Annotated in this window: 7 protein-coding genes; 4 read left to right on the top strand and 3 right to left on the bottom strand. The window is 57.6% G+C overall.

Annotated features, from left to right (window positions below):
* Window positions 1–48: 48 nt before the first annotated feature.
* The gene (locus K227x_RS14250) at window positions 49–1,638 is read right to left on the bottom strand and encodes a glycoside hydrolase family protein (protein ID WP_145170427.1); all 1,590 of its coding nucleotides are present in this window, start codon (window positions 1,636–1,638) and stop codon (window positions 49–51) included.
* A 197-nt stretch (window positions 1,639–1,835) separates the two neighbouring features.
* Between K227x_RS14250 and K227x_RS14245 the strand changes: the two genes are divergently transcribed.
* The 4 genes from K227x_RS14245 to K227x_RS14230 all read left to right on the top strand — a co-directional run bounded on the left by K227x_RS14245 (window position 1,836) and on the right by K227x_RS14230 (window position 8,451).
* Window positions 1,836–4,835 carry a PQQ-dependent sugar dehydrogenase gene (locus tag K227x_RS14245; protein WP_218934006.1) on the top strand — a complete coding sequence of 1,000 codons (3,000 nt, stop codon included), beginning with the start codon at window positions 1,836–1,838 and terminating at the stop codon, window positions 4,833–4,835.
* Between the two features lie 248 nt (window positions 4,836–5,083).
* Window positions 5,084–6,061 (top strand): dihydrodipicolinate synthase family protein, encoded by a 978-nt coding sequence (locus K227x_RS14240; protein WP_145170423.1) that lies wholly within the window; start codon window positions 5,084–5,086, stop codon window positions 6,059–6,061.
* Entirely contained in the window at window positions 6,054–7,007 is a 954-nt protein-coding gene (locus K227x_RS14235) for a proline racemase family protein (protein ID WP_218934005.1), read from the top strand. Before K227x_RS14240 ends, K227x_RS14235 begins: the two co-directional genes overlap by 8 nt.
* 142 nt (window positions 7,008–7,149) lie before the next feature.
* Window positions 7,150–8,451, top strand: a complete 1,302-nt coding sequence (locus tag K227x_RS14230; RefSeq protein WP_391540451.1) for an NAD(P)/FAD-dependent oxidoreductase — start codon at window positions 7,150–7,152, stop codon at window positions 8,449–8,451.
* Between the two features lie 87 nt (window positions 8,452–8,538).
* Here K227x_RS14230 and K227x_RS14225 read toward each other — a convergent pair whose 3' ends face one another.
* Both K227x_RS14225 and K227x_RS14220 read right to left on the bottom strand, forming a co-directional pair.
* Window positions 8,539–9,663 carry a prenyltransferase/squalene oxidase repeat-containing protein gene (locus K227x_RS14225; protein ID WP_145170419.1) on the bottom strand — a complete coding sequence of 375 codons (1,125 nt, stop codon included), beginning with the start codon at window positions 9,661–9,663 and terminating at the stop codon, window positions 8,539–8,541.
* Window positions 9,663–15,440 carry a hypothetical protein gene (locus K227x_RS14220; RefSeq protein WP_145170417.1) on the bottom strand — a complete coding sequence of 1,926 codons (5,778 nt, stop codon included), beginning with the start codon at window positions 15,438–15,440 and terminating at the stop codon, window positions 9,663–9,665. Before K227x_RS14220 ends, K227x_RS14225 begins: the two co-directional genes overlap by 1 nt.
* Between the last annotated feature and the right edge of the window lie 2 nt (window positions 15,441–15,442).

Genomic DNA, 15,442 nt, shown 5'->3' with positions numbered 1-15,442 from the left:
ACGAGGGGGGGGGGGAGCGTTCATTAGGTTCAAACCTACCCCACAAAGCTAGCCCGTCGGCAGATGAACGTCTGACTGTGCCGGTTCGCGCAGGTGGTCCAGCCTTGCATCGGTGACATCCATGGTCGCGGTTTCCGCATAGATTCCCAGTTGACCGTGCGTGTAGGTCTGATCCGCGAGCGACAAAATGACTCGTCCGTCGATCGACAGTTCGATGTAACTTCCATATGCGATCAGTTCGATGCGTGCTCGCCCCGGCAAATCCGTTTGCCAAAAACCCGATTGCAATGATCGGAACTGCATCATGTGTTCGCCGGATCCATCGGGGCCGGTTCCCCAGGCGCGAACCTGCGCGATCCCTTTCGTCATGTCCAACGAAACGTAGTAGCCATCGCGGGTGTGCGGGTCCAGTCGGAACACGAGCCCACATTTCCCAAGCCCACACATGTCGAGGGTTGCGCAGAATCGAAAACTATCGACTTCGTCGGGAAACACAAACGCTTCGAATCCCGCTTCGCTACTTAGCCGAAGTGAATCGCCCTGCCACGACGATTGGTCGTCGACCATCGGCTGGCCTTGGACGCTGCATTGCAGCGGCTTGACCGACGATACGTTGCCCGATCGCAAGAATCGCTGGTTGAACCCTTCGAACGAACGAACCCGCAGCATCCCATTGGGCATACGAGTCAACCGCTTGGGCGGCGGCATGATGTTCAACTGGGTTCGATGAGCGATATCGTGAGTAAAGAAATTCCAAATCAAATATCCGGTCTCGTCACGGCACAAACGGCCCGCATAATTGCCGCGTGCCAACAACACGTTGTCGTGATACGCACGCCATGGTTTGCCAAGCGCGTCGGTGTGCCAGTAACGAATTTTGGCATCCTCGCGAAGGCTGCCAATCAAATAGTACTCGCCGTCGATTTGGAACAAGTTGGGGACTTCGATGTCATCGTATTGTCCCGGATGGAACAGCGGTGGTCTGGTTTCGAAGTGGTTCGGATCGGTTTCTTGCATCACCGCCACACACCCACGTCGGACCAGTGGTCCCTGATTGACCCGGCCGGCGCACAACAGATAGCCACGGTCACCTTCGCGATAATAGAACGGGTCCCGCCAACTGACCCATTGCCGTGGTTCGTCGATCGATGATTCGTAGTGCTCGCAATCGGGTTCCAGCGGAAACGAACTGTCCTTGTCGTAGGGAGAATCGGTCAACGGGCTGCGCGGTCCTCGGTCGCCCTTTCCGCCGGCAATGATGTTGGCATCGCGATGATCCTTCCAAGAAACGGCCGACTTGGTCCAATGATACAGATCGTCACTGGTTGCCATTCCCAGACGCTGCTTGAGGCCACGGTCACGCCGCGACAATCCTGTATAGAACATCCGCCAACGTCCCACCTGATGCGGATCGGGGCTGACGTGCATCGTCCACAGCATCGAATCGTCCCAGTCGCCTGGATGACCGATGAACACGGCATTTCGGACTCGCCGCCACGAAAAACCATCTTCGCTGACGGCGTGGGCAATGTAATCGTGGTTCGGCAACACCAGATGGAACAGGTGGTAGATGCCCTCGTGAAAGAGGACATCGACGTCGCCAAGCGTTTTTCGGCTGCCAATGGATTCTTCGTACAACAGACAAGCTCGCGATGCGAAAAGAAACAGGTTGTGAAAAGCAGCTTACCGATCACCACCGATTTTTCCGACCCGAGTCTTTGCAACGTCGCTGCTCGCGAGCCGTTAAACTGCGTGCATGCGTTCGCTGGGGTGCGATCTCCGCCGGCGATGCAGAACCAAAGTCTTCTCATCAGCCTTCATCTGCGGAACGATCGATGTCACGTGATTTGCTACTGTCCATCGTTTTCGTTCTGGGCCTTTCAGTCACGCTGACACACGGTCGGGCCAGGGCAGATCAACCTGCCGATACTGCGGCGGCCAACGACCGTAGCGTCGATGGCAAGGCTAGTGAAAGTCAGGTCCTGGCCCAGCGGCTGCCGTGGACGCAGTCCCGATTGCAGGGTTCGCCAGATCCGCCGCTACCGTTCCAAACCCAGCGCGTGTTTCCCAAACTGACCTTCCAGTCACCGATGAAGATCATCGACCTCCCCGGACGAAACCGGCGTTTGGTGTTGGAACGTGCCGGCCGGATGGTGACCTTTGATTCCGTCGACGATCCCGACACCTTTGACGTCGCACTGGACCTGCAAGCTCACTTAGACGTTAACGGGGACGAACGGATTGCGTCGATCCGCGACATGACGCTGGATCCCAACTTTCCGGACAACGGATATCTGTACTGCGTGTGGGCAATCCAACCGCACGAAGTGGACGGGGGAACGCGTGTGTCGCGTTACCAGCTGGACGATCAACAGGTCCCTTCGATTGATCCGGAAACACGACTGGACATCATCAGCTATCCATCCGGCGATCACATCGGCGCATCGTTGTGCTTCGCAGACGACGGGCTGCTTTGGATTACTACCGGCGACGGTTCGCTTCCGTTCCCTCCCGACATCCACAAAACGGCTCAGAACTTGGGCGATTTGCGCGGCAAGGTGTTGCGCATTGACGTCCGCGATGCAACGGTCGATCAACCTTACCAGGTGCCTGCGGAAAATCCGTTTGTCGACCTCGCCGGCGCTCGCCCCGAAGTCTATGCGTTCGGAATTCGCAACGGATTCCGGTCGGCGATCGATCCATCGACCCAAGATCTGTGGGTGGCAGATGTCGGATGGGAACGTTGTGAATTGATCCACCGGATTCAAAAGGGTGGAAACCACGGCTGGTCCTTGGTGGAGGGACCATTCCCGGTCGATCCCGATCAACCAGCCGGCCCCGGTGAAATCATCGAACCAGCCATCGTGATGCAACGCAACGAGGCACAGTCGGTCACCGGCGGCGTCTTTGTCCCGGCCAGTTCGAACCTGAACCCGGCTGGTTTCGCCGATGAACCGGATGCCGGTCACCGGGGACACTATGTCTTTGGATGTTTCATGAACGGAGGAATCTGGACTGCGGATGTTAGCAGCGATGGCAACGTCGAAGTGACCAAAGCCTGCGAGTCCGGACTTCGGATCATCGGTTTTGCCAACACAACGTTGAACGCGTCAACGAGTGGTCGCAGCGATGTGCTGGTCGTCGATTACGGCGGAGGCGGGATCTATCGCATGATTCCTAGCGACGAAAGTGCGACACAGTTTGATGTCGATCAATTCCCGCGACGCCTAAGCGAAACCGGGCTGTTTTCCGATCTGACCACACTGAGTCCCAATCCGGGAGTCGCCGCCTACCATCCACGTGCCACGATGAACCGTGATGGTGCGTCGGCCCAACGGGTATTCGGGATTCCCGGCGACGGCAAGATTGCCGCACGACAGCGATTTGGGCAATACGTTTATCCCGAGGGCACCGTGTTCGCGAATACCATCAGCCGAGATGTCATCACCGACGGTGGCGTCACGAAACGGGTGCGCGTCGAAACTCAGATTTTGGCGTTTGACGGTCTGAACTGGGACCCCTATTCCTACCGCTGGGACGATGAACAGCAAGACGCCACACTTGTCGATGCAACGGGTGACCGACGGCAGCTAACCGTCCCCGATGTTCGATTGGGAAAGCGAGCCTATACGCACCAATTCGGATCACGCAGCCAGTGCTTGGTGTGTCACCACGTCTACAACCTGGGCGCACTATCGTTTCGGCCCGACAACTTGACGGGCACGCCGACGTCGGCCGTTGGAGATAGCGATGGTTTCGATCACTGGTCCCAATTGGTGGATGCGGGATATGTGGAACCATTCAAGGCAAAGATTGACCTGGCGATGGTGAATCCCCACGATCCGTCGGCGGATTTGGAATTGCGAGCGCGATCGTATCTGGAAATGAATTGTGCGGCCTGTCACCGGCCCGCCGGTGGTTCGACTGCAGCGATTCGTGTTCAGTGGGGAAACCCGATGGACCAGACCGAAATGTTGAACGCGACACCGCTTCAAGGTGGATTCGGATTGGATGATCCCAAGGTCGTGGTCCCCGGGCATCCCCAGCGATCGGTGTTGATGTACCGAACGGCCACCTTGGGGCCGGGACGAATGCCGAAGTTGGTCGCGCACGAGCCCGATTTTGCGGGTGCGAAGTTGTTGTGGGACTGGATTGAATCGATGGAGCCTGCCGAAGTGCCAGAGCCCAAATTCGTGGACGACGACCTTGCCAATTCTTCACTGACCAACGCGATGCTGAAATGGAATCGTCTGATCCGCACCGATGCTTCCCAATCCGCCCCCCAGGCCAAGGCATGGTATGCAGCCAGCCGGGATCCAGCGGTGCGTGGCTTGTTTGAATCCTGGATCCCCGTGGAACAACGCCACAGCCGCGTTGGCGACGCCCCCGACGCCGAGGCTCTGTTGGCGATCCAGGGCGATGCCGATCGAGGAAAACTTTGGTTCACGCAATCATCGACCGCACAATGCCGCGGTTGTCATCGCATCACGGGAAACGATCCGTTGATCGGTCCTAGCCTGGAAAAGGTGGGCACGAAATTTCCACCACGGGATCTACTGGACCAACTACTGAACCCATCGCGCGTCATCGATCCCAAGTGGCAAACTCATTTGATTCTGACCGTCGATGGCACGGTCATCACTGGCTTACGCATTCAAGAAGACGCCAAGCAGTGGACGATTCGATCGGCAGACGGACGCGACCACGTGATCTTGATCGACGATATCGATTCGCACCAGATTCAAACGCAGTCGCTGATGCCAGCGGGGTTGTGTGCATCGATGACGCCGAACGAGTTGGCGGATCTGGTGGCATTTCTAAGCAGTCTGCGTTAGCCAAAATCACTCGTTAGTGCGCACCGAATGACCGCTGCGCCGTCGTCAACGGCAACCCGCCGAACCCAAACGGCGCACGGGGGGCCACCGCGGCGTTAGATCGAAACCAGCGACGGTGGTGCCCGCCGAATTGGCCGCGATGTTCAGCGGATTGAATTTGTTGGTCAGAGTGGTCAAGATCGCGGTTCACCGATCCGTGAACCTAACGATTTTCCCGACTCACTCCAGCCACTGCAAAAGCAATTCCAATGGACGCTTCGATTTTCCAGGGTTGTATTCCCGCATTGATGACCCCCTGTGACGCCAACCGTCAGCCCGACTGGGATGCCCTTGTGAAGAAGGCAAAGCAGTTGGTCGATGCCGGGATGCACGCAGTGGTGTACTGCGGATCGATGGGCGATTGGCCATTGTTGACCGACGCCCAACGGCAAACCGGCGTGGCCGCGTTGGTCGATGCAGGCATCAAGGTGATTGTGGGGACCGGAGCCCAGAACACATCGATCGCAGTTGACCATGCGGCCCATGCACAAAAGGTAGGTGCGCACGGATTGATGGTGATCCCCCGAGTCCTATCACGGGGAACTTCGCCGGTTGCACAGCGCGATCACTTTGGGCGGATTTTGACCGCCGCGCCCAAGCTTCCCGCGGTCATCTACAACAGTCCCTACTACGGATTCGAAACCAAAGCGGATCTGTTCTTTGATCTGCGTCGTCAGTTCCCCAGTTTGGTGGGATTCAAGGAATTCGGCGGTGCCAAGGCACTTAGCTACGCCGGCGAACACATCACCAGTGCCGACGACAACGTTGTGCTGATGGCCGGCGTCGACACACAGGTGTTCCACGGGTTCGTCCACTGTGGTGCCTCCGGTGCGATCACCGGAATTGGAAACTGTTTGCCACTTCAAGTCCTGCAACTAGTTTCACTTTGCTCGGCCGCCGCCGAAGGCAATGCCCAGGCACGACGGTACGCCAAAGAGTTGAACGATGCACTGATTGTCTTGTCGACCTATGACGAAGGCCCCGACTTGGTCTTGTACTACAAGTATCTGCTGGTCCTACTAGGAGACGCCGAATACGAACTGCAGTTCAACGAAAGCGACCGGCTTAGCGACAGTCAACGAGGATACGTTGAATCGCAGCTACAGCAGTTTTTGACGTGGTGGGAAAACTGGTCCGGACGCGACTTTGATGCAGCCAGCGGCGGAGCCAATTCGGATCATGCATGACACCACCGGCGGGATCCAGACGATCGAAGTCATCGATTCGCATACCGCGGGCGAACCTACCCGGGTCGTTGTCGCGGGCGTTCCCGACCTAGGCGGTGGAAGTGTTCGTGACCAATTGAACCAGATGCGTGACCGGTTCGACCATTTTCGCACCGCGATTGTGCACGAACCTCGCGGCAGCGATGTGATGGTCGGTGCGTTGCTGTGCACGCCGTCCGATCCAGATGCCGACATCGGAGTCATCTTTTTCAACAACGTCGGTTACCTGGGGATGTGCGGGCATGGCATGATCGGGGTGGCCGAAACGCTGCGTCATCTGGGACGAATGGATGTCGGTCTGTGCCGCGTCGAAACGTCGGTGGGAATCGTCAACATCACGCTTCATGACGATCGCAGCATCACGATTTCGAACGTCGAAAGTTACCGAGTTGCCAAAGATGTCGTCCTATCGGTCGACAGAATTGGAACCGTGACCGGGGATGTTGCATGGGGCGGAAACTGGTTTTTCCTGGTCAAATCACCGACGTTCGGCTTGTCGGCTCAACGGATCCCACAGCTGCAGCAAAACGCGGCCAGTATCCGGCGTGCAATCAACCAACAGGGATACCCCGACGTGGATCACGTTGAACTGTTTTCCGACGCCACCGACGAACCCTTTGATTCACAAAACTTTGTCCTGTGTCCGGGGCTGGAATACGACCGATCGCCGTGCGGGACCGGGACCAGCGCAAAATTGGCATGCTTAGCCGCCGATGGCAAACTGCAGCCGGGCCAACGTTGGGTCCAAGCGGGAATTTTGGGGACAACTTTTGCAGGTCAGTACGATTGGTCACAACAATCCCCTGATCGGATCGTGCCGCGAATCACTGGAAACGCCCATGTCACAGCCGAAAGTCGACTTCGTTTGGACCCGCGCGACCCGTTTGCGTGGGGCATCCGACGTTGATCCCTAGGCTTGAACGTCGCTCTGTTGCTTTTGAAACAAATCACCACCCTGCTTTCACCACCCTGCTTTCACCAGTGGTGCCTGCGTCCGGCGCCACTGATGATCGTGCCGCTGGCGCAACCGTACCGCTGGCGGATGCCGAATCGTATTCTGGGAATCAAAGTCTGTGTCGAAACGTGTCGTGATCATTGGTGGTGGCATCATCGGACTGGCAACCGCACGCTATTGCCGATCGGCTGGTCATGAAGTGACGGTGATCGATCGTGATCTTCCCAATCGCGACAGCTGCTCGTTTGGCAATGCCGGGATGATCGTGCCCAGCCATTTCGTCCCGTTGGCGGCGCCCGGCATGATCACGATGGGGTTGAAGTGGCTGGCGAATCCCGAATCACCATTTTCGATTCGGCCGCGTCTATCACTGGATCTAGCATCCTGGCTTTGGCAGTTCAAATCGGCGTCCACCGATGAACATGTTCGTCGATCATCGCCGCTGCTGCGCGACCTGCATCTAGCAAGCCGGGCAGAGTACGAGCGATTGCAGAGCGAATTGCCAAGCGGATTCGATTTCCATCCCAACGGTCTGCTGATGCTATGCAAGACCGAGTCGGGTCTGAAGGAAGAGATCGAGACGGCCGCTGAAGCAAACCGTCTGGGCGTGACGGCCGAAGTGTTGACGGCTGACGAAGCGGCGCGGCTGGATCCGTCGATCGCAATGGACATCCGTGGCGCCGTGTTCTTTCCCAACGATTGCCATCTGTCGCCCAACCGATTGATGGCGGTTCTAGAACGACGCTTGGTGGACGACGGCGTCGAATTTCGATGGCAGTGCGAATGGCGGGGCTTCCAAAACACCGGTTCTAAAATCACAACGGTCAACACCAGCACGGGTGATCTGGCCGCCGACGAAGTCATCGTCTGCGGCGGTGTTTGGTCGCCTACGATCAGCAAAGCATTGGGGATCCGCTTGCCGATTCAGGCGGGCAAGGGGTACAGCATGACCCTGGAACAACCGCGTCAACTGCCCTCGATCTGCTCGATCTTGACCGAAGCGCGTGTGGCGGTGACTCCCATGGATGGGTCCTTGCGATTTGGTGGGACGATGGAGATTGCGGGCATCGATCAAACGGTGTCTCATTCGCGAGTGCGCGGGATCCTGAAATCGATCCCCCAGTACTTTCCCGAGTTTCAGGCGGATGATTTTGCGGACTGTGAACCCTGGGTGGGGCTGCGCCCTTGTTCCCCCGATGGGCTGCCGTACTTGGGTCGAACCCGAGCCTGGGACAACGTTGTGATCTCCAGCGGTCACGCGATGATGGGAATCAGTTTGGCGATGGTATCGGGCAAGCTGGTGGCTGAAATGGTGGACCGAAAACCAGCGTCGATCGATTCGGTCGAACTGCTGTCTCCCGATCGATATTCAGGCCGATCCAAAGTAAAGCGTTGAATCGACCCCGTCACCGGAATCCGATCCATAAAAGCGTTTTCGAAACCGAACCGACGTTGAACCCCGACGTGATCGCGAGCAGCTAGGCTAGCGTTGATAGATCGGAAGATAGTGGTATCGCACACTGAGGCTTAGCAGCGTTAGAGCGGTCGCGTACACCGCGCCGATGTTGCGTTCTTCGCCGCCACGAGCGATCCAGGCACCGTTGCCTTGCTGGGAATCCAGTAACAATTGCGGGACCAATTTGTCGGCCTTTTCGGCGTACTTGCCGCCCGCCTGATGCATCGCTTGGGCGTAGTAGTAGACGCCATAATGAAAAAAACGCTCGTTGGCCTTGGGCGGATGCTGCAGCAACCACTCTGACGCTCCGGCAACCAATGGCGAATCGTACTGACCACAAACTTGCATCGCCAAAAGACCCGCGGCAGTCATTGTGAAGGTTGGGTGATAGGTTCCCGGCGTGTAGGTAAACCCACTGACCTTGTCTCGTGGCACACCCGTATTGTCCAGCGGCGATGCGTAGGAATAACGCAGATACTGCAGTGCGTCGTCAATCGATTCCCCCGGCACATCCAGGCCATCGTTCTTTGCCGACCGCAGTGCCATCAACTGCCAGATGGAAACTGACAGGTCCGAATCGCGACTATCCGGTGTGTATCGCCATCCGCCCTTCAACTTCTCTGGCTTCTTTACCGCTTGGGCGGCCAGGATGACCTGAATCGCATCCACCAGCGACTTGTGAATGCGATTGTTCTGGTCGATCGTTGCCCCCATGCCCAACATTTCGGTCAGCATCAGCGTCACGATCCCATGGCCGTACATTCGTGAACCATCGCGGCCACCAAAATAGCCTTCCATCGTCTGGTTCGACGGATCGAGCACGAAGTCGATCGCTTTCTGCATGACCTGTCCGCGCGGATCATGCTCCGAAGGTTGCGTTCCGATGGCTGCCATCGCCATCACGGCCAGCGCGGACATCGAAACCTCGTGCCCACGATCCGCGATCGCTCCGTCACGACGAGCAACGCTGACCAGATAGTCGATCCCGGATTCGACCGCCTGATCGACATCGTCCTTCAAGTACAGCGTCGACGCGGACTCTTGCCCAGCTGATCGTTGGCTCCCGACCAGGTTCGCTGCCAACCAAGCACCGGCTCCAAGCAAATAGCTTCGGCGACCGAGTGGAAACGACGATGGATGATTCTTCGACATCACTGCTGCTGAGCCGCTTGTTTGGCAATGGCTTGGAAATAGGCTTCGATTTCACGCCGGTATTGGATCGGAACGTTGACCGACGCGGAATCCACCGCATCTTCGGTCCTTCGTTGGCGTAGTGCCCCCCATTCTAGTCCTTCGCGATCGAACCCCGTTGCGTCGATGGCCCCACCGTCGGGCATCAGCCCCGAACCCGGCAAACTAGACGGATCACCGGCGGCTGAACTTTCCGATGGCGCAGTGGGTGCTGCCCCGCCGGGTGGTCCCCCTTCGCCAGGCGTTGGACTGATCTGTTGTTGGCGTTGACGTGCGGCCGCTTGCGACGCCGCCTCGATCAAACTAGCCAAGGTCGGTGACGCTTCGGCCGAAGTGGTCGGCCCCGATTGCTGTTGCGATTGCCCCTGTTCCGATTGCCCCTGTCCCTGCTGGGCTTGCCCGGGTTGGCCATCCTGTCCTTCGCTGGCGCCGGAATCCGCGTTTTGAGCGTCAGACGATTCCGACGGAGCTTCGCCGCTATCGCTGGATGATTCGGAATCGGACGGGTCACCGGATTCAGGCGAAGACGGTTCCTGCGAATCCGCCAATGCTTGATCCAATTCGTCCAAGGTCTGGGCCAGTTCACGAGCCTGCGAGTCATTGGCAGTTTGATTCGATGAACGATCTTCGTTGGCTGCGGCATCCGCCGATTCATTCGGCTTCCCATCCGAGCCGTCGGTCAGGTCAGTCAATGCATCGGCCGCTTCGCGAATACTCGCCTCCGCCGCAGCAACCATCTCGCTGGCACGGGCCGATTCGGATGCTTCTTCCATCGCCTGCTGCAATTGGTCCGTGGCACTTTCGGCGGCACGCTGGGCACCTTCACGGACGTTCTCTGCTGCCTGATCCAGGTCGGCTGCTGGCAATGGGCGATCCAAACGCGATTCGTGACGTGCGGCACGCAGCAGATCATCCACAGCAGCGGCCACATCATCGGTCGTTTGCCGTTGACGATTCATCAGATCGCGGGCTTGGTCCTTTGGCGCTCGAAGTTGGTCCAGCCGGTCCGATTCTCCCGCAACCTTCAACATGTCTTGGCGGATCGATTCCAGCTCGTCTTTCGTCTGTTCCACCAACCGGACGGCCAACTGCGCAGCAGGGTTGGGTTGATCGAGCTGTTCCAAACGCATCGCTTGCAAATCTTTTTCCCGCTCTTTCGCTCGCAGGCTTTGTTCGGTGGCGAACTTCTGCGTTTCGCGTGCAGCGGTTTCGGCCCGCTCAGCTTGCGACTGTCGCTGCTGAGACTGTGCGATCTGTCGACGAAGATTGTCTTGGTCCTTGTCACTTTTGGCCAATCGACTTTCAAGCTGCTGGATCGATTGTTTGGAATCTCGCTTCTTTCGCTGGAAGTCCATCACTCTGCGGCCAGCATCCTTGGCGGATGAAGTCCAATCAAGCCGTTCACGCGAGGCCGCATTGGAACGTGCGGTCCGGATATTCCGTTGATCTCGTTCTAGTTTCTTCGTCTCGTTTTCTCTTTGCTTTTCGTCGTCCGCGTGGATGTTGGTCGTCGTCGCGTCTGCTGCCGCATCTTTGATTTCGTCCAGCCGCTTGGTCGCCTGCAGCACAGCGTCCGCCATGGCAGCCGCAGTGTCGGTGATCTTAACCAGGGGAGCTTGATCCCCGCCCATTTCATTGATTTGTTGGATCAGGCGACGCATAGGGTCACGCGCGGCTTCGACCTGTTGCCGAAGATCGTCCAATTTTGCCGACTGCACCGATCCATCAAGCGTATCCAGCATGGACTGATCGACGGTCGCTGCACGACGGGCGGCGTTGACCATCATACGGGCCGCACGGTACTTCGCCTCTTGGAACGAAGAATCGCTGCGTTGCAAGGATCGGTCGATCTCGACTTCTTCGCGAGCCGACGCTTGCAGGGAACGCACCGCTTCTTCGACTGCATCGGAAGCGATCTCGGATAATTCCTGCTGCATGGGCGGGTTGCGTTTCAGTTCCTGTTCCAACCGCTGCATCATCTCCTGCGGTGAACTCTGGGCGGCCTGTGCCATCGTCTTGGCTTGGTCAAAACGACGTTGCATTTGCTCGGCGATCTTTAAATCGGCTTCGGCCTGCCGAAGATCTTGCCGCGACTCGGATACATCCTCGCCATTCGCAGCACGCTCGAAATGATCGGCCGTATCCTCTAGCGACTTCGCCAATTCATCCAACGCATCGATATTCTCGTTCAGCAGTTCCTGACGCACAAAATCGTCTGTGGCATTGGCTGCATCCATGATCTTCTGCTGGGCCGATTTCATTCGATCTTGGATCTTCGCCGCCGCGGCGTCCGCATCGCGAGCCAATTCTCGCTGTGAATCGTCGCCCATGTTCGCGGTGTTAGCAAAGTCCATCAACGCTTCCATGGTTTCCTGGACGTCACGTTGGGCATCGGCCTGAACGGCCTGGACCTGTTCGAGGGTCGCGTCCGATTCATCGGCACGGTCTGCGGTAGCCTGCTTGCTGTCACGAACCTCTTTGGCCGCCTTTGCCGCCTGTTCGGGCAACGTCAACACATATCGTAAAATCACGTTTCGCGCTTCGGCCGTTTCAGGCTCGATCGACTTCAAAACTAGAGCGACGTCCGAATGAATTCGGCCTAACGAAGCCGACGCGCTCAACATCGGTTCGGGACTCCATCGTCGCCGCGTGATTCGGTTCTTGGCCTGACCAAAATCTTCGCTGCCGCGAGAATCGCTGATGGGTTGAAGCTGTTTCCAATCGATGCCAGCTTTCTGCAGATCGCGCACCGGCCACTCCATCACGCTGGGATATCGTTCCAGCCAATCCGGGTGTCCAAACTTTGCGACCGTGGTCTCATCCAGACGTCTTTCCGCGTCCCACAAGGCACGGATTTCTCGCAGCCCCATCTCGGCGTTGTGGGCCGATTCGATCAGCCGGAAAGCTTCCGCCAAGCTGTCGAACACTTCCGCCGCGGCCTGCCCCTGATAGTCCGAAAACCCATCCTCCGTGACGTTCTTGACCGCCCGCGCAATCAAGTTCAAATCGGCTGCGTAGCGAAGATCGACCGACGGCAGCTGCCGATGCAAGGTTTCCTCGGAATGGATTCGCGCCAAAAAGCAATCGCGTTCGAGTTGAAAGGCAAGTTGCTTCAACTTGGCTTCACGCACCGATTCCGCCGCTTTGTTGGAATCGTTTTCGTCAGCAGCCCGGATCGCAGCCTGTTTCGATTCACGTCCGTCACGTCCCATCGAATCGATCAGATTCCCGATTAAACCGATTTCGCGTGGTACGTCGCGGGTGACCTGTTGCATCACCGCCGACAAGCGACCATCCACCATGGAATGGTCGTATTGGTTTTGGATTTCCGAAGCGAACTGCTGAATCAGATTTCGGATCTGTTCTTCGGTTCGGTCCAATGGATCCACATCCGCAAGCTTGCCCGCCCACTGCTGGGACCATCGGCTCCACTGTTCGTAGTGTCGCCGAGTTGATTCGGGCAAGTTCGCGGCGTGCTTGGTCAAGAACTGATCGATGGCATCAAGACGCCCCGTGACCATGGTCAAATACTGCGGGACGCGCTCGATAGGGATCACCGATCGATCGTTCGCCGTGCTTTCGATCAACGGTTCCAAGCTGCGATCGACCGCCAACACGTCTGTCGCGATGGCAACTGTGAACTGCTGCGCGAATTCAATCTGAGCCAAAGTGTTCAAGCGACTGGCTTGATGAGAAAGCGAACGAGCTAGCCCTGCCTGCCGCTGAAGCTCTCGTTGACGATTGTTGCCCCAGGATTCGTGACGTTCATTGACAATCCAGGGCGTGAGTTCGAACAAGCGACCAAGTTGCAAATCCAGATCAATCACGCCAAGTCCCATCAACTCGATGGCGCGGCCTTCGGCAAGATCGTTCGACGCAGCAACTTGCCTAAGCATTCGATCGATCAACGCTTCGGTTGATTTCCGCAATTCTTCGGCGGCAATGCCCTGGACGCCGATGGCCTCGGGATCGCCTTGTTGGATTGGATCGATGGCGGCGGAAAGAATCGATTCGGCGCGCGACGTCCACTCGCGAACCAAAGTGGTCACACGCCCCACCGAATCCAAATGGCTGTGCCGATCAGCGTCAAACTGATCGTCTGCTACCAACAATTCAATGAACGGTGATTCACCTCGCTGGCCCAGCCGATCGCTAGCAACGAGACGGACGCGAACAATATCCCCGCCCGATAGTTTGGCCGATTCCGCGTCCTGATTGATCCGATGCAACAAGTCCCAAGTCCAGTTCATCTCCAATTGCCGGCTGGCGACATCGATCCGAACCAACCGTTGGACCAACGGATCACCATTGATTTGGAACTCTTGGATCATTCGATCTAGCGGCAAGTCGTCGCTGGCCAGCGCAGACAGATCGACCTGTTCTAGTGGCGATACCAAAATCGTCGTTGCCTGGTCATCCGCCCAACGGACCACCGGTTGCTGGTCGATCACAGGCGTCACACGGTACTGGTCACTAAACGGGTTGTTCAAACCCGATCGACTGCTAGTGGCATCGATCTGGTATTCCGAAGGCGTCGTGATGGGGATGGTTGTCCGAAAATCCTTGGCAGATCCATCGATCGAATCCATCGGATAGACCGGCCCCCGCACGCCGAAGCGAACGTTCGCATCATCGACGGGTTCGTCGAATTCAACTGTGATCTCGGCACGCGTACCGACCAACGCTTCTAGATCGCCATGATCCGCCTGTTCGATTCGGTCATCAAGCTTGGCGTAGCTGGGGAACCGGTATCGTTTGGAAAACGCGACCGCATGCGGCCGCGGTAGCGGGGTCAAGCGATGCCAAAGCGTTACGGCATCACCAGCGATAATCCGATACTGAATTTGATCGCTACCGACTAGCAAATTGGCGGCGTATCGATGGCGATTCGATGCCGACTGCGGATCCCGATTCGCTCCCGGATCCGGATCCGAATCATCAATCGTTACCACATCACTCGGATCGACCACGGACACGCGGCGAGTCATCGGAGTCTGACCCACGGTTCCGTCTGCGGTCGTCCAGTGCAACGTAACCTCGTCGACAGCAACACCACTGACATCGACCGTCACGCCGACAGCGTCTCCTTGCGCGACGAATCCGGACGGTGGCGATGGATCGATGATCGTCAAATCAGTCATCGATGCCCGCTGGATTGCGAAGCCCGGCAGAATCGCGCGGGCGAATCGACGTCCAAATTGGGCCCGTGGGATCAGTGTCAGCAGAACACAGACCACGACAAAAGCCATTCCCCCCATCAACCAACGACGGATGATCTCGATCGGCAACAATTCGGCGACATTGATCGACGATGTTCGTCGCCCCATGGACGTTTGCAATCGACGGCGAAACGCGTCTGACCCGTTCGCACTTTCCGGATCCGCCAGTTCAACTGCCGACAACAGGTCTTCTCGCAATCGCGGATCTGCACTCTCGATCTGGCGGGCGATACGGCGTGGATCATCGCTGCGCAATTGCCCCAAACCGAACCCCCACATGGCGGCCACCGTGGCGACATAGCTGACAATGCCAAGCGTCCAGCGCAGTCCATCACCAATGATCCATCCGTAATCGACCGCGGCGATCACCAGCATGCTGGTCAACAACACGGTCAATCCGGCAGCAAAGGCTCTTAGCACCAGCAACAGGCGGCGACGTTTGGCGAACCTGGCCAAGGTGCCGCGGGTCGCAGGACTCAATTCGAGTCCGTCTTGCCATTCGTTGATCATGGAAGCCATGG

It is taken from the genome of Rubripirellula lacrimiformis, from assembly GCF_007741535.1.
GTDB lineage: Bacteria > Planctomycetota > Planctomycetia > Pirellulales > Pirellulaceae > Rubripirellula > Rubripirellula lacrimiformis.
This window is presented reverse-complemented; position numbering and strand designations above follow the sequence as displayed.